Below are 14,597 nucleotides of genomic sequence, written 5' to 3' on the forward strand. Positions count from 1 at the left end.
ATGGATGCGACTTTCCTTGCGACATGACGGGTTTGGTCCTCTAGGAAAACGGATCGAGGGGCATGAAGCTGCTCCGTCATCGCCGGTATCTCAGTCCGGTATGTCCTCCTTTTGTATCCAGTTTCCAGGGGACACTCCTATGACCAGCATTATTACCAACAATTCCGCAATGGCCGCTCTCCAGACGCTGCGCGGCATCAGCAGCAACCTGCAGGACACGCAGGCTGCTGTTTCTTCGGGCCTGCGCATCTCCAAGGCTTCCGACAACGCCGCCTACTGGTCGATCGCCACCAGCATGAAGTCCGACAACGGCGCCATCGGCGCGGTTTCCGACGCCCTCGGTCTCGGCGCCGCAAAGGTTGACACCGCTTCGACGGCCGTCAGCAGCGCCATCGACATCGTCGGCCAGATCAAGAACAAGCTTGCGACCGCCATGGAAGGTTCGGTTGACAAGAAGTCTGTTCAGGAAGAAATCGGCCAGCTGCAGCAGCAGCTGCAGAGCGTTGCCCAGTCGGCTTCGTTCAACGGCGAAAACTGGGTCATGGCTTCGAGCGGTGGCTCCGCTTCGGTCGTCTCGTCCTTCATCCGCGGCACCAACGGCACCGTTTCGGTCAGCACGACCTCCTACGCCTTCGACGCCAGCGCAACCGGCAACGTTCTGTTCGGCTCGAGCGGCGGCACGATCGACACGACTTCGGGCATTCTGGGTACGTCGGATGCGTCGGTTGGCGCTTCGGTCTTCAGCCTCGACATCTCCAGCATGACGACCGGCCAGATCTCCAGCGCCCTGAACATGGTTCAGACTGCTCTGAACTCCATGACCAGCCTCGGCTCGAAGCTGGGCTCCGTCTCCAGCCGCATCGATCTGCAGACGAGCTTTGCTTCCTCGCTCTCCGACTCGATCCAGTCGGGTGTGGGCAAGCTGGTTGACGCCAACATGGAACAGGAATCGAGCAAGCTGTCTGCTCTGCAGACGCAGCAGCAGCTGGCTATCCAGTCGCTGTCGATCGCCAACTCCTCGAACCAGTCGATCCTGTCGCTCTTCCGTTAATAGGAAGAGCCAACGCAGCGCGTTGGTCGAAAATCCTAAACAACAAGTTAACCGCGCCTGTCTAAGGCGTCGGTTTTTTTTATATTTTCTGGCTTGAGGCGGTTCAGCTTTTCTTAACTATATTGCTGTTTCTTAGGACCATCGAAGCGGCGAGTTAACCTTAACGATTTTGGTTAACAGGCATGATGCTGAATGCCGTTACCGGTTTTAGGTCCGGAATGTCCCTTATTTAACCACTGCCAAAGGGGCAAATATCATGACGAGCATTCTTACCAACAACGCCGCAATGGCTGCTCTCCAGACGCTGCGCAGCATCGGCTCCAACCTGCAGCAGACGCAGGGCGCCGTTTCTTCGGGCCTGCGCATCTCCAAGGCTTCCGACAACGCCGCCTACTGGTCGATCGCCACCAGCATGAAGTCCGACAACGGCGCCATCGGCGCGGTTTCCGACGCCCTCGGTCTCGGCGCCGCAAAGGTTGACACCGCGACCACCGCTGTCACCAGCGCCATCGACATCGTCGGCCAGATCAAGAACAAGCTTGCGACCGCCATGGAAGGTTCGGTTGACAAGAAGTCTGTTCAGGAAGAAATCGGCCAGCTGCAGCAGCAGCTGCAGAGCGTTGCCCAGTCGGCTTCGTTCAACGGCGAAAACTGGGTCATGGCTTCGAGCGGTGGCTCCGCTTCGGTCGTCTCGTCCTTCATCCGCGGCACCAACGGCACCGTTTCGGTCAGCACGACCTCCTACGCCTTCGACGCCAGCGCAACCGGCAACGTTCTGTTCGGTTCGAGCGGCGGCACGATCGACACGACTTCGGGCATTCTGGGTACGTCGGATGCGTCGGTTGGCGCTTCGGTCTTCAGCCTCGACATCTCCAGCATGACTGGCGGCCAGATCTCCAGCGCCCTGAACATGGTTCAGACTGCTCTGAACTCATTGACCAGCCTCGGCTCGAAGCTGGGCTCCGTCTCCAGCCGCATCGATCTGCAGACGAGCTTTGCTTCCTCGCTCTCCGACTCGATCCAGTCGGGTGTGGGCAAGCTGGTTGACGCCAACATGGAACAGGAATCGAGCAAGCTGTCTGCTCTGCAGACGCAGCAGCAGCTGGCCGTACAGTCGCTGTCGATCGCCAACTCCTCGAGCCAGCAGATCCTGTCGCTCTTCCGTTAATAGGAAGAGCCAACGCAGCGCGTTGGTTGATGGCAAGAGATAAGCCTTCGCCGCGCCTTCTCCGGAAGGCGCGGTTTTCGTTTTTGGCTCGGCGCATCGGCGCCGACCGGCTCAGGACGCCTTTTCCAGGGCGGCTGCAGCCCTTTGCCTGATGGCATCGACGAAGCCATCAAACAGCTTCCGCATTGCCGCTTGCTTGTAGGGATAGACGATCGGATCATCCATGTCATGGACCACCATCGCGACATCGAGCTCGAACACCAGTAGGCGTCCGTCGGGAAGTTCGGCGCAATCGATGCCGAAATAATCGAGCGGGATATGACGGCAAAGGGCAGCGAAGCTCTCTTTATGGCGCAGGGCGAAATCCTGATCGAAATTTTCCATCCATGCCTGTTCGACGGCACGTTTTGCCGCGCTCTGCTCCATGCCGGCGCTTAGATAATGCACGATCCAATGGTCTGAGAGCGCCATGTGGCTCGCGAACGCCTTGCCATTGATGAACACGATGCGCTGCTTGTTATAGTAGCCGTCGGAACCGCGAAAATCGATGAAAGGCGCGACGTAAAGTTCCGGAGCGGGCTGAGCCTTCAGAAAGGTGACGAGCTCGACGGAGTCGGTGATGCGTTCCATGCCGTTGCCGGCATGCGTGCTGATCGGGCGCACGACCAAAGGATAGTTAAGGCCCGGAGCGCAATCGTCCAGTCGCTTCACGCCCATGGCGACGGCCATAAGATCGGCGTGCGATACGCGGTGGGTAAAGGGCGAAAGGATGGAGGGCTCATTCGCCAGCATGGCGCTGACGCCGTCGCGCGTCAGTCTCGCGATCAGTCCCGGATTGCGGTTCATCACCGGACCGTCGAATTTGGCAAGCAGCGTCTGCATATGAGCGAGAAGGGGGGCGTTTTCGGTTGATTCCCCAATCGCCATGAAGGCGACGTCGTGCTTCGGCAGGTCGGTGAGCATGGATGTCTCTAGATCGACATAGTGCAGCCATAGCACGCAGTCGCTGCCGGCCAGCAGAAAATCGAGCGGCGTATTGGCCATGAAATCGCCTTCGGTCACGAAAGCGACTAGCCGCGGGCCAGTCCCGTTGCCATGGACGACGCAATAGTCGCGGCGCATCTGCACGGCGCTCTTCAGGATTTGGCGGGCTTCGTCGCTACGGCCGAGGGTTTGCAGGATGATCGCCATGTCCAACAGCGCGGCCGCGGCTGTCGGATCCACCGTCACGCGTTGCATGAGCTCGTTCCAGAGGGGGTTCACGTCGTGCCCGGCGTAGACGAGGGAGACTATTCTCCGCATGCCGAGAATTCGGGCGCCGGCCGGCATGTTCAATAGTGCCGGATCGGCGATGGGGGCTTTGGTCATCAGCATTGCGGAAGATCCTGTTGGGAGCCGATTGTCAAAACGCTCCGAACGAGCGCGTCCATGTCAGTCTGTCGGGTACGGTGATTTACGATCGCCGCGCGAATTGCCGGCTGACCGTCCAGATGGGTCAGGGACGGAGCAACGCAGCCTTCGGCATGGAGACGCTCGACGATGTGGGAATTAACCGATGCCGGCATCGTTCCGGAGGCTCCGACATAGGCGAAGCAGACGATGTTGAGGGCGACGGGCGCGAGCAGCTTCAGCGCTGGCTCCCGCTCGATCCGCCGTGCCAGCTCGCGCGCCAGCAGGCAGTTGGCGCTCATTGCGTCCCCCAAGGCTTTGACGCCATAGGTTTTCAGCGTGAACCAGGTCTTCAGCGCCCTGAAGCCGCGCGACAGATCCGGGCCGTAGTCGCAGGGCCACCAGTCTCCGCCCGCAAGGCCGCTGGCTGCCCGGCTGAGATAGGCGGCATCCGATGCGAAGGTTTGCCGCTGCCACTCGCTGTCCCGCACGAGGAGGAATCCCGCATCGTAAGGCACCTGGCCCCATTTGTGGAAATCGAAGGCGAGTGAATCGCAGCTGCCGATCCCCGCGAACAGATGTGCGAGGTCGGGGCTGAGGACACCGAGGGCACCCAGCGCGCCATCGACGTGAAAATGAAGATCGTAGCTGTCGGCGATATGCCGCAAACCTGTGAGATCATCAACGGCGCCCGTATTGACCGTTCCCGCACTGCCGATGACGAGGAATGGCACGAGGCCTTCCTGCCTGTCGCGAAGGATCGCTTGTTCCAGCGCATCGATATCGATCTGGCCGAGTTCGTTGACGGCAATGCGCCGGAGCTGGTCGCTGCCGATGCCGGACATTTCGAAGGCGCGGGGAACGCAGCCATGCACTTCGCTCGAGGCATAGGCGACGAGCCGGGATTCGTCGGTCAGACCGGTTGCACGAACATCGCGGCCGAGCTTGCGGCATCTGGCGATCTGCACCGCAACGAAATTGGCCTGCGATGCACCGGTCAGGAATATGCCGCCGGCCGTTTCCGGAAAGGAGAAGATCTCGCGCGTCCAGCGGATGATCTGCCGCTCGACCTCGATCGGCATATGGTCGCGTCCGCCGAGATTGGCATTCAGCCCGCCGGTGAGCATTTCGGCGAGCATGCCGGTAACGGTGCCGCCGCCCTGGACCCAGCCCATGAAGCCCGGGTGAATGTTGCCGCTGCCATAGGGGAGGATGTGGTCCCGAAAAATGGCGTGGACGTCAGCCAGATCGCTGCCTTCTATAGGCAATGGTACATCGAATTTGGCACGAGCAGAGGAGGGAGCGTGCTGCCATACTGGCTTCGTTGCGAGTGTCTGGAGATGATCGAACATGTCGTCGAGCATCCGGTGGCCTTGTTTGCGCAGGGCCTGCCAGTCGTCGGGGTCGAGACTTGTTCGCTCGTGGCGATCGATCGCCGCCCCTCCGGCCTCTTGCAAACTGAACATCTGAACCTCGCATGTGGCCGCCGGTATCGCCACCGCCGCCGGAACGCTACCGAAAAAATGCCGGCCTCTTTGCCCGGCACCGGGCGGGCCTATCTACGACGCTGAAGATGGCGCGAGGCTGACGTGGCTTCTTGCATTCCTTCAGACGGCCGCGCGGATGGAAAATAGCATGTCGGCGCATGCCATGCGGCTCGGCTCCTTTCCTGTCCAAGGAAAGGCAAAGCAAGCGCTGCCTGATGGTCATCGGCAGAATAGCGGCTTCCGTTAACTTTTGCGGGCGGCATTAACCTTTTATTAACTCTATTGCTGTCAGTTGCGGCTAACGCAACGGTTGGTTAACCTCTCCTAAGAGCCGGTTAACAAGCATGAGGCTGATTGCCGTTCCCGGCCGCAGACCGGAATGTCCCTTCCAAAGTCAGCCATAAAGGGGCACTTTTCGATGACCAGCATCCTCACCAACGACGCGGCGATGTCCGCTCTCCAAACCCTGCGCGGCATCAACACGAATCTGCAGGATACGCAGAGCCGCGTTTCCTCGGGCTACAAGGTTGCAAAGGCAGCCGACAACGCCGCTTATTGGTCGATCGCGACAACCATGCGTTCCGACAATGGTGCGCTTTCCGCCGTGTCCGATGCATTGGGCCTGGGTGCGGCCAAGGTCGATACGGCCTATGCCGCAATGGACAGCGCCATCAAGGTCGTTCAGCAGATCAAGGACAAGCTCGTCGCCGCAACCGAAAGCAGTGTCTCGAAGGCTGATATCCAGGAGGAGGTCTCCCAGCTTCAGCAGCAGCTGGAAAGCATAGCACAGTCCGCATCCTTCTCCGGACAGAACTGGATGTATGCGGCGAATGGCGCTTCTGCCTCCGTGGTTTCCTCCTTCGTGCGCAACAATAACGGCACGGTTTCCGTCAACAGCACCAGCTACGCCTTCGACACCGGTTCGCAAGGCAACGTGCTGTTCGGCGCAAGCGGCGGTACGATCGATACCAGCTCCGGTATTCTGGGCACTCAGCAGAGTATCAGCGGCACATCCTATTCGGTCTTCAGTCTCGATATCACCAACATGACGGGCGGCGACATCGGCAAGGCCATGAATCTCGTTCAGGGCGCTCTCGATGCTTTGACGAGCACGGCCTCGCAGCTCGGTTCGCTTTCGACGCGCATCGACCTGCAGACGAGCTTCGTTTCCACCCTGCACGACACCATCGATTCCGGTGTCGGCAAGCTCGTGGATGCGAACATGGAAGAGGAGTCGAGCAAGCTGTCCGCGCTGCAGACCCAGCAGCAACTGGCAATCCAATCGCTGCAGATTGCCAATTCGAGCGCACAGAATGTTCTCGCTCTCTTCAAGTGAGCCTTGACTGGAGCTTGCGTTGCGATCGCGCGGCGGCATTTCCCTCTTGTCGCCGCGTATAAGCTTTTGTTAACGTTGCCGCTAATTGATTTGCAGTCTTTGCGCAGGTCCGGCTTTGGTTCTCCCCCAAGCGGATGCCGGACTGCAGTTTAGCGACGGGCCGTGCTGGGATGTTTCCCGCTGGTGGGCATGAGGCCAATCGTTGCTGCCGGATCGGTCCGGCTTGCCAGTTCCAATGGAATTACGGATTTTCAGATGAGCAATGTGACGACGAATCCTTCCACGTCGGCGGCCCTGACCGTGCTGCGCGGTATCAACAAAGATCTCGATGTCGTGCAGCAGCAGGTCTCGTCCGGTTACCGCATTCAGACGGCGAGCGACGATCCCACCTATTGGTCGATGGCGACCACCATGCGCTCGGACCGAAGCAGCCTTTCCACGATCACGGACGCGCTTGGTCTCGGCGCGTCGAAGGTCGATACCGCATCCACCGCCATGGATACGGTCGTCAGCCTGCTGACCCAGATCCAGTCTAAACTGGTTTCGGCCAAGGAATCGGGCACAAACAAGAATGCGATCAACGCCGATATTCAGCAGCTCAAGAACCAGCTGCAATCCGTTACCCAATCGGCATCCTTCTCCGGCGAGAACTGGCTCTACAACACCGAGCAGCAAGCCAACACGCAGCAATCGGTGATCAGCAACTTCACGCGGGGCACGGGCGGACAGATCAATTTTACGACGATCGACTATGACAGTTCCCAAACCCTGATGATCGATACCGCTCAACCGGCGCGGGGTTTGCTGACGAAGAATGTCGACGCAAGCACGCTCGGCGCTCCGGGAACCAGCGGCGGGACCGCTCGCAACTACTATCTCCTTGCCGCCAGCGGCGGTACGACACCACCAGGTGGAACAGAGATCTCGATCTCCAGCAGTACGACAGACGACGAGTTGACCGACATGATCAACGTCACCAATTCGCTCCTGAAATCGGCAACGTCTGCCGATTCGACCTTGGGTCTGATGTCGTCCAACATCACCGACCAGTCGGATTATATTTCCAAGCTTGGCGACGCCATCAAGAGCAGCGTCGGTGATCTGGTCGACACCAACATGGAAGAGGCCTCGGTGCGGCAGAGTGCCCTGCAGACAGCGCAGCAGATGGGTGTTCAGACATTGTCGATCGCCAACAGCATGGCGAGCAAGATTCTGATCATCCTTCAATCGAAATGACCGTCGGGCGGAACTCGGATCGGCTATGCCGCATCGCATTCATCCTCGCACAAGTTTGACTGCCTACGGTCTTTTGCAATGGCTTGGTTGCGTAAGGTACCGGTGACATTGGTCCCGGACGCTGCTGCCCGAGGACGGAAACCGGAAGCGTGATGATCGACGTTTTGAGAATGGAAATGGATCGGCCGGCTGCCGGCATCGACTTGCAGCGCCTCTGGGGCGCGAATGGGGAGATGCGCGGATGAGCTTGGCACTATCTCGATATCTCAAGGATTTCAGCGCCGAACAGGTTTCTCCGGCGCATGTCGAGGATATGGCCTTTCCGGAGCCGATCGAGTTTGCCGAAATTCCAGGCGAGCCGCCCGTTGATGTTGAGGCCGAGCGTCGCGCTGCCTATGCAGAGGGGCATGAAGCGGCGACGCAGGAACTGACGCAGAAGCATCAGGCCGAACTCGATGCCATGGCCCAGTCGTTCCGCGCAGAAATGGATGCGCTGCGGATACATTACGAAGAGCAGGCGGCGGAAAAGATCGCGGCAGATATGAACCGCGTCGCCATAATGCTCGGGCAGGCGATCAGCACGGAAGCCGCCGCCATCCTTGCGCCGATCATGACTGAGACGCTGACGACCAGGGCGGTCGGCGATCTTGCTGAGCTGGTCAAAGCTTCGATCCTCGACGGCGGTGTCGGGCCGATCTCGGTCACCGGTCCGCGCCATCTCTTCGAGGTTCTCCATAGCCGCCTCGGCGACGAAGGCGCGCTGTTGCGGCATATCGAGGCCAATGATGTCGATCTCACCGTCACCATCGGCGAGAGCGTTCTCGTGACCCGTATGTCCGCCTGGGCCGCCAGTCTGAAAGAGATCCTGAAATGAGCGACGGCGATCAAAATCACGGCAAGCACGAGATCATCATCGTCAAGCGCCGCGGCGGCGATCACGAAGGCGGCCATGGTGGCGCGTGGAAGATCGCCTATGCCGACTTCATGACCGCGATGATGGCCTTCTTCCTCGTCATGTGGCTGGTGAACGCCGCAAACGAGGAGACGAAGGCCTCGGTCGCCTCCTATTTCAATCCCATCAAGCTTGCCGATGAGAAGCCGACGGAAAAGGGCCTCAAGAAGCCCGTCGATCAGGCTCAGGGCGAAAAGAACCAGCAGAAGTCCGACAAGCCGCAGGAAAAACCGAATGACGGCAAATCAGCCAAAACCGGCGAGGACCTGACTTCGACATCGGGCGACCAGACGAATTATTCCGAGGCGGATTTCTTCGAGAATCCCTATTCGGTCCTGGCCGAGATCGCACAGGAAGTCGGTCAGCAGGCGAATGTCAGCGCCAAGGGCGAGGGCGGTGCCGCCCAATCGGGTCCGGCGACAGGTGCGGATGGCGGCCAGGCCTATCGCGATCCGTTCGATCCGGATTTCTGGACGAAGCAGGTGCAGGTTTCCAGTGCTTCGAAGAAGGCGAACGAGGAACAGTCCGCCAAGTCGGATCAATCGCCCAAGGGTGAAGTGATCGCTTTGTCGAAGGCAACGGCTGCGGACATCGGCCAGCCGGCCGATCAGCCGCAAACGCCCGAACAACAGCCGACGGTGAGCGAGCAGCAGGCCGCCGGCAAGGCGCAGGAAAAACAGACGCAGGCTCAGCAGCTTGCCAAGGCCGGCACGCAAGGCGGCGTATCCACCCCTGAAGACAATGCCGCTGTGCCTGCAAACAAGGATGCACAGCCGACAAAAGCGCAGCAGCAGGAAGCCAAGGATCTGCAGCAGGCAATTCAGGCTGAGATCAAGGGCGTTGTCGGCCAGCTGGCCGAAGGGCTGCAGGTGACTGCGGCTGAAGGCGGGGTGTTGGTCACGATTTCCGACCAGACCAACGATCCGATGTTCAATATCGGTTCGGCGGTCCCCCGACGCGAGATGGTGCTGGCGATGGAGAAGATCGGCAAGCTTCTCGCGGAACGCCAGGGGGCGATCCTGATCCGCGGCCACACCGATGGGCGCCCCTATATGGTCGGCGGCCGCAACGACAATTGGCGTCTGTCGCTCGATCGCGCCCAAAGTGCCTATTACATGCTGACCAGCGGCGGGCTGGACGAGAAGCGGGTCGTTCAGGTATCGGGCTTTGCGGACCGGCGTTTGAAGCTGCCCGACGATCCATTCAACGATGCGAACCGCCGTATCGAGATCCTGATTGCGAGTCCCTCTACGCAGGCGGCGACGGACCCCGCAGCCTCGGGAACGCAAGCCCCCGTGAAGCCGGCTTCGGGCAAGGGCAAGTCCGGTCAAGGCAAGCAGGGATAGTTCATGGCGCGCAAACAGCATCGTCATCGCCTTGCGCTCACCCTCACCCTCGGCATGCTGATGCCTGGGGTTGCGAGCGCTGAGGGACAGGACGGCCTGCCGCTCTACAAGATGCTGCGCTCGCTCGAATTCGTACAGGATTCCGTTGTCGCGGGCGACAATTCCGCCGCCGAGATGCAGCGCTATCTACTCGGAACCATAGACGAGCGCCTGCGCAGCGCGGACAAATCCGTCTTCGAGGACAGTCGCAACGTCGATGCGGCTCTCATCTACGCCATGAGCGGCGGCAACCCCGAAACGCTCGAATATCTGATGTCACGCGACGTCAACGGCAATTTCGACAATCGCGTTGCGGATGTGCTCAGGAAATATCTGAACGGCAAGGGTCTGCTTGTCGTCAACACGCTTGTCGACATCTCCAGGGAGTATCGCGGCAAGCCGATCGGCCCATACCTCTCGCTGGTTGCGGGCAATGTCATGTCGGGCAAGAACGCCAAGGCAGCCTTGCCCCTCTACGACTGGGCGCGATTGATGGCACCCGGTACGATCGTCGAGGAATCGGCATTGCGCCGCTCGCTGGCTCTGTGCGCCGACGCGGGCATGGTGCCGCAAGGATTAGATTATGCACGGCGTTATACGCGGCGCTTCCTGCATTCGCCTTACGCCAGCCAGTTTGCCGATCTTTTTGTGCAGCTGGTGGTGGATCACGATTCCGACATCAAGCAGCAGGACATCGTCGATATCCTGTCCTTCATGGACCCGCCGCGACAGCGGGAGATCTATCTGCGCATGGCGCGTCGGGCCGCGATTGCCGGCAAGGCCGATCTTGCCGCGCTGGCGGCCAATCGTGCCCAGGCGATCTCCAATGACGGCGGTGATGCCTTTGGTGCGCTGGCTAACTTCTATGGCGGCGTGGCGGGCATATCCACGCCCGAACTGAAGGCGGCGATTGACGATGTGAACCAGATGCCGGCGGGAGAGTTGAATGCGCGCGACCGCGCATTGCGCGACGCTGCAAAGGCCGTCGCGGCGGAGATATTGCGAACACCCGATGCTGCAAGCCTCGGGCAAGGCAGTTTTCCTAACCTGCCCAACCAACAGAAGACTGAACACGATGCTGCTGTGACGAATCAAGCGGGAGGCCAATCTCCCGGCACGGCGGGTGTTGAGCAGGGAGCCTCGGCAAACGCGGCTCCCGCCCCGGAGGGAGGGCGGCAGGAGGCCGGCTCTTCGTTCAACGCATTCGTCACGACGAGCCGCTCGAAGCTGGATGCCATCGACGGCCTGTTGAAGCAGGAAAGTCATTGATATGAACGACATCGGTGTGTCCGGCGCCCCATCGGGGGCGGATATTCGTGCTGTTGCCAAAGGCGGCCGCTCGGCGAAGCAGGATGACGGCAAGGGTTTTATTGATGCGCTGACGAGCTCGCTCGGCAACGGTGGCAAATCTTCAAGCTCCGATGCCGGTGCCGATACCTCCGCCAATGCGGACACGACTGCCGATAAGGATGCAAGTGCGGCAAAGACGGTCGCGGGAAATTCCTCCGCGGCAGCTCTCTCCTTCGACGACAGCACCACGGCCGGAGTTGGGGTGATCGATACGTCCGGAGCCAACCTTTCCAATCTCGCCGGCCTGGCTAAGGGCGCGAAAGCTTCGCAGCCTGCCGGCGCCGCGTCGCTCTCGCAATCGCTGATCGCGCTGCAGAATGCAGCTGCAGCGGCGGGTGAGGCCGGCGCAACATCCACCGGAGCCGATCGGCCTGCGGCAGCCACAGACCCGGCCATGCCCACGACCGATACGACCAAAGTGCCGGTGCAGTCTGCCGCACTCGACCAGCTTGCCGAGATCGCGCAGCAATTGGCCGATGTCGCGACTGCGAACAGTCAGACCGCACCGGTCAAGGGCGACGGCAAGGCGTCTGGCGCGAAGGATGGAAAGGATGTCCAGGCGGCGGATGACGGTAAGTCTGCGTCGACGCAAAGCAGCCAGCCAGCCAATACGATTTCCGATACCTTGTCGCTGCTGAACATTGCGCAGCCCGTCGTTGCGGCCCAGGTTAGCACGGCACAGGGTAGCGCGATCCAGGCAGGCAAGACAACAGACGATGCCAAGGTCCAGACATTGCCATCAGGCAAAGCTGCCCTCGCGGACGATGCCTCGGAAACGGCCTTGACGCTGCCGGATGACGGCAAGGGAACGGATGGCGCACAGACGTTCCGCCTGGCGCGGGCGGATGGTCGCGGCGGTGCACTCGATCTGTCAATCAGCAAGAGCGGCGATGACGTTGCCGATGTCAAAGTCGGCGCTGCTGCGGGTGGCGATGCGGTGGCAGTGACCGTACTGGATTCGCGTCGTTATCTCGGGCTTGCCACCAACTCGGCATTGGTTGCCGGAAGCCTGGCAAGCGACCGCGAATGGTCGGCTGCGATGCAGCCGGGCTCGGCGCTTTCCAACGCCGCAAACCTGACGAGCACCGGCAAGGTCGTCAACACGCTGAAGATCCAGCTACGTCCGGACAATCTCGGCGACGTTACAGCAACCATGCGGCTTTCCGGAGACCAGCTGAGCGTCGATCTGAAGGTGCAGACCGGCGAAGCCTACAGGCAGCTTCATGGCGATCAGAGCCGCATGGTCGATGCGCTGCGCGCGCAAGGCTATCAGGTCGATAACATCACCGTCACCCTGGCGTCCAATGCCGACCAGCAGTCGGACGGCGGCCGCAACTCCGGATCGAACCAGCAGCAGTCTCTGTTGAACCAGGGGCAGGGGGGCGACGCGCGCTCCAGGGGCCAGAATTATTCAGGGCAGCAGGCAAATGGGAACGATGGCAATCGCAGTTCGGGTGAGCGCAGCGTTGAGGATGGCACTGGTGGTGGCCTGCAGCGTTCTCGCTCTGGTGCGGTTTACCTCTGACGCCCAGGCATCAGGCAATCCGGCGCCGCCGGACAACGGTGCCGCAGGTCTTTGCGAACGCGAAATCCAGTCCGCTGCCGCGAAATACGGAATACCGGAAGGGATCCTTTATTCCGTCGGTCTGACGGAAACCGGTCGCAAGGGGTCGCTTTATCCCTATGCGCTCAATGTCGAGGGACGGCCGATCTTCCCGCCGTCGGAAGGGGCCGCCCTGCAGGTATTTGCCGCTGCACGGCAGAGTGGGGCAAAGCTCATCGATGTCGGCTGCATGCAGATCAATCAGTATTTTCATGGTGAAAACTTTGCTTCCGTCGACGCCATGTTCGATCCGCGCAGCAATGTCGAATATGCCGCAAAGTTTCTCCGCAATCTGCATGACAGGCATGAGACCTGGACCATGGCGGTAGCACGATACCATGCCGGTCCGAACAATGACCCCGCCCAGAAGGTCTATGTCTGCCGCGTGATCGCCAATCTGGTCGCCACCGGTTATGGAAAATGGACGCCAAACGCGGCGACGTTTTGTCGGGATTAGGCACTCATAGGTTGAGTATGGTATCTGGTTAGCCAGTACTAACCCAATCGAAGCGGTTGACTGCCGTGGTTTTGCCTAAAATGGAAGTGTTAATCATACGCTTGCTAACAGGTTTTTTATCGGTGTAAAACGCCAAGCGCATACTACATATAGTGCAAATCGCACCCTTATGGTTAATCAATTATTAATTTCCGTCACTCATTTCCGACAGTTGTTCGTGATTCGCCCGATTCGTACCCATAGGTCATCGAAACACCACACTGATTCGGAGGCGGACGAATGATCGTAGTGGTTGATGAGCGAGAGCTCGTTAAAGACGGATACACATCACTCTTTGGGCGCGAGGGCATCCCTTCGACGGGATTTGATCCGCGTGAGTTTAGCGAATGGGTCTCGACCGCGGCAGAGGGCGACATTGCCGCGGTCGAAGCCTTCCTGATCGGACAGGGGCAGCAGGTGCTCGAGCTTCCGAGGGCGATTCGCGACAGGACGGCGGCGCCTGTCATCGCGGTCAGCGACCAGCCCTCGCTGGAAGCCACGCTTGCACTCTTTGATTGCGGCGTGGACGATGTCGTGCGCAAGCCGGTCCATCCTCGTGAAATCCTGGCCAGGGCGGCGGCGATCCGCCGCCGGTTGAAGGCGATCAACAACTATACCGATATCGGCCCCATCCGCGTCTTCGCAGATGGCCGCGATCCGGAAATCAACGGTTCCGTATTTGCCCTGCCGCGCCGCGAGCGCCGCATCCTCGAATATTTGATCGCCAATCGCGGCCGTCGCGTGACGAAGACCCAGATCTTCAACGCCATTTACGGTATCTTCGACGAGGAAGTCGAAGAGAATGTCGTCGAAAGCCATATTTCGAAGCTGCGCAAGAAGCTGCGCAAGAAGCTCGGTTTCGATCCCGTCGATTCCAAACGCTTCCTCGGTTACTGCATCGACTGGAGCTGATACCGCCAGTCGTGCATTCCAGATGTTAAAGCCTGCTGATAAGCCCGGAAATCCCTTGATTTCCGGGCTTATTCTTTTGCAGTGCGTGCGACAATCACAGCACGGATAGGTGCGCTTTCACTTACCATTCATGGCGTAATAACGAGCGGTGATACCTCTCGCACGAGACTTGCGACGACGCTTTTCGCGATGATCGTTTTTTCGTTTTCTCAGACAGCTTCACGCAAGGCCC

12 protein-coding genes are annotated in these 14,597 nt (G+C 59.9%); 10 read left to right on the plus strand and 2 right to left on the minus strand.

Annotation, left to right across the window (positions count from 1 at the left end):
- Window positions 1-139: 139 nt before the first annotated feature.
- Window positions 140-1,051, plus strand: a complete 912-nt coding sequence (locus RTCIAT899_RS03315; RefSeq protein ID WP_015338809.1) for a flagellin N-terminal helical domain-containing protein — start codon at window positions 140-142, stop codon at window positions 1,049-1,051.
- 256 nt (window positions 1,052-1,307) lie between these two features.
- Window positions 1,308-2,219: a flagellin N-terminal helical domain-containing protein gene (locus RTCIAT899_RS03320; protein WP_015338810.1), complete on the plus strand. Its 912-nt coding sequence runs from the start codon at window positions 1,308-1,310 to the stop codon at window positions 2,217-2,219.
- 111 nt (window positions 2,220-2,330) lie between these two features.
- On the opposite strand, the gene RTCIAT899_RS03325 is transcribed toward RTCIAT899_RS03320, so the two are convergent.
- Together RTCIAT899_RS03325 and RTCIAT899_RS03330 are read right to left on the minus strand one after the other, a co-directional pair.
- Window positions 2,331-3,593, minus strand: coding sequence for an ATP-grasp domain-containing protein (locus tag RTCIAT899_RS03325; RefSeq protein ID WP_015338811.1), 1,263 nt, complete (start codon window positions 3,591-3,593; stop codon window positions 2,331-2,333).
- Complete coding sequence (locus RTCIAT899_RS03330) at window positions 3,587-5,074, minus strand: pyridoxal phosphate-dependent decarboxylase family protein (protein ID WP_015338812.1); 1,488 nt, start codon at window positions 5,072-5,074, stop codon at window positions 3,587-3,589. Before RTCIAT899_RS03330 ends, RTCIAT899_RS03325 begins: the two co-directional genes overlap by 7 nt.
- Window positions 5,075-5,513: 439 nt before the next feature.
- Between RTCIAT899_RS03330 and RTCIAT899_RS03340 the strand changes: the two genes are divergently transcribed.
- From RTCIAT899_RS03340 to rem, 8 genes are all read left to right on the plus strand, one after another.
- The gene (locus RTCIAT899_RS03340) at window positions 5,514-6,431 is read left to right on the plus strand and encodes a flagellin N-terminal helical domain-containing protein (RefSeq protein WP_015338813.1); all 918 of its coding nucleotides are present in this window, start codon (window positions 5,514-5,516) and stop codon (window positions 6,429-6,431) included.
- A gap of 255 nt (window positions 6,432-6,686) precedes the next feature.
- Window positions 6,687-7,667, plus strand: a complete 981-nt coding sequence (locus RTCIAT899_RS03345; RefSeq protein WP_041677802.1) for a flagellin N-terminal helical domain-containing protein — start codon at window positions 6,687-6,689, stop codon at window positions 7,665-7,667.
- Window positions 7,668-7,908: 241 nt separating this feature from the next.
- On the plus strand, window positions 7,909-8,541 hold the full coding sequence (locus RTCIAT899_RS03350; RefSeq protein WP_015338815.1) for a hypothetical protein: 633 nt from the start codon (window positions 7,909-7,911) through the stop codon (window positions 8,539-8,541).
- Window positions 8,538-9,965: a MotB family protein gene (locus RTCIAT899_RS03355; RefSeq protein ID WP_015338816.1), complete on the plus strand. Its 1,428-nt coding sequence runs from the start codon at window positions 8,538-8,540 to the stop codon at window positions 9,963-9,965. The genes RTCIAT899_RS03350 and RTCIAT899_RS03355 overlap by 4 nt, the downstream gene beginning before the upstream one ends.
- Before the next feature lie 3 nt (window positions 9,966-9,968).
- Window positions 9,969-11,273: a chemotaxis protein MotC gene (motC, locus tag RTCIAT899_RS03360; RefSeq protein WP_015338817.1), complete on the plus strand. Its 1,305-nt coding sequence runs from the start codon at window positions 9,969-9,971 to the stop codon at window positions 11,271-11,273.
- A 1-nt stretch (window position 11,274) separates the two neighbouring features.
- Window positions 11,275-12,879, plus strand: a complete 1,605-nt coding sequence (fliK, locus tag RTCIAT899_RS03365; RefSeq protein ID WP_015338818.1) for a flagellar hook-length control protein FliK — start codon at window positions 11,275-11,277, stop codon at window positions 12,877-12,879.
- Window positions 12,827-13,414: a transglycosylase SLT domain-containing protein gene (locus tag RTCIAT899_RS03370; protein WP_041677218.1), complete on the plus strand. Its 588-nt coding sequence runs from the start codon at window positions 12,827-12,829 to the stop codon at window positions 13,412-13,414. The genes fliK and RTCIAT899_RS03370 overlap by 53 nt, the downstream gene beginning before the upstream one ends.
- Before the next feature lie 279 nt (window positions 13,415-13,693).
- A complete protein-coding gene (rem, locus tag RTCIAT899_RS03375; protein WP_015338820.1) occupies window positions 13,694-14,365 on the plus strand; it encodes a transcriptional activator Rem in 672 nt (223 codons plus the stop codon).
- Window positions 14,366-14,597 lie beyond the last annotated feature (232 nt).

Source organism: Rhizobium tropici CIAT 899 (genome assembly GCF_000330885.1).
Taxonomy (GTDB): Bacteria; Pseudomonadota; Alphaproteobacteria; order Rhizobiales; family Rhizobiaceae; genus Rhizobium; species Rhizobium tropici.

Excerpts from the sequence above, each read along its gene's own strand:
- rem (WP_015338820.1), top strand. The coding sequence starts at position 13,694 with ATGATCGTAGTGGTTGATGAGCGAGAGCTCGTTAAAGACGGATACACA.
- RTCIAT899_RS03350 (WP_015338815.1), top strand. The coding sequence starts at position 7,909 with ATGAGCTTGGCACTATCTCGATATCTCAAGGATTTCAGCGCCGAACAG.
- RTCIAT899_RS03315 (WP_015338809.1), top strand. The coding sequence starts at position 140 with ATGACCAGCATTATTACCAACAATTCCGCAATGGCCGCTCTCCAGACG.
- RTCIAT899_RS03320 (WP_015338810.1), top strand. The coding sequence starts at position 1,308 with ATGACGAGCATTCTTACCAACAACGCCGCAATGGCTGCTCTCCAGACG.
- fliK (WP_015338818.1), top strand. The coding sequence starts at position 11,275 with ATGAACGACATCGGTGTGTCCGGCGCCCCATCGGGGGCGGATATTCGT.
- RTCIAT899_RS03345 (WP_041677802.1), top strand. The coding sequence starts at position 6,687 with ATGAGCAATGTGACGACGAATCCTTCCACGTCGGCGGCCCTGACCGTG.
- RTCIAT899_RS03325 (WP_015338811.1), bottom strand. The coding sequence starts at position 3,593 with ATGCTGATGACCAAAGCCCCCATCGCCGATCCGGCACTATTGAACATG.
- motC (WP_015338817.1), top strand. The coding sequence starts at position 9,969 with ATGGCGCGCAAACAGCATCGTCATCGCCTTGCGCTCACCCTCACCCTC.
- RTCIAT899_RS03355 (WP_015338816.1), top strand. The coding sequence starts at position 8,538 with ATGAGCGACGGCGATCAAAATCACGGCAAGCACGAGATCATCATCGTC.
- RTCIAT899_RS03330 (WP_015338812.1), bottom strand. The coding sequence starts at position 5,074 with ATGTTCAGTTTGCAAGAGGCCGGAGGGGCGGCGATCGATCGCCACGAG.
- RTCIAT899_RS03340 (WP_015338813.1), top strand. The coding sequence starts at position 5,514 with ATGACCAGCATCCTCACCAACGACGCGGCGATGTCCGCTCTCCAAACC.
- RTCIAT899_RS03370 (WP_041677218.1), top strand. The coding sequence starts at position 12,827 with ATGGCACTGGTGGTGGCCTGCAGCGTTCTCGCTCTGGTGCGGTTTACC.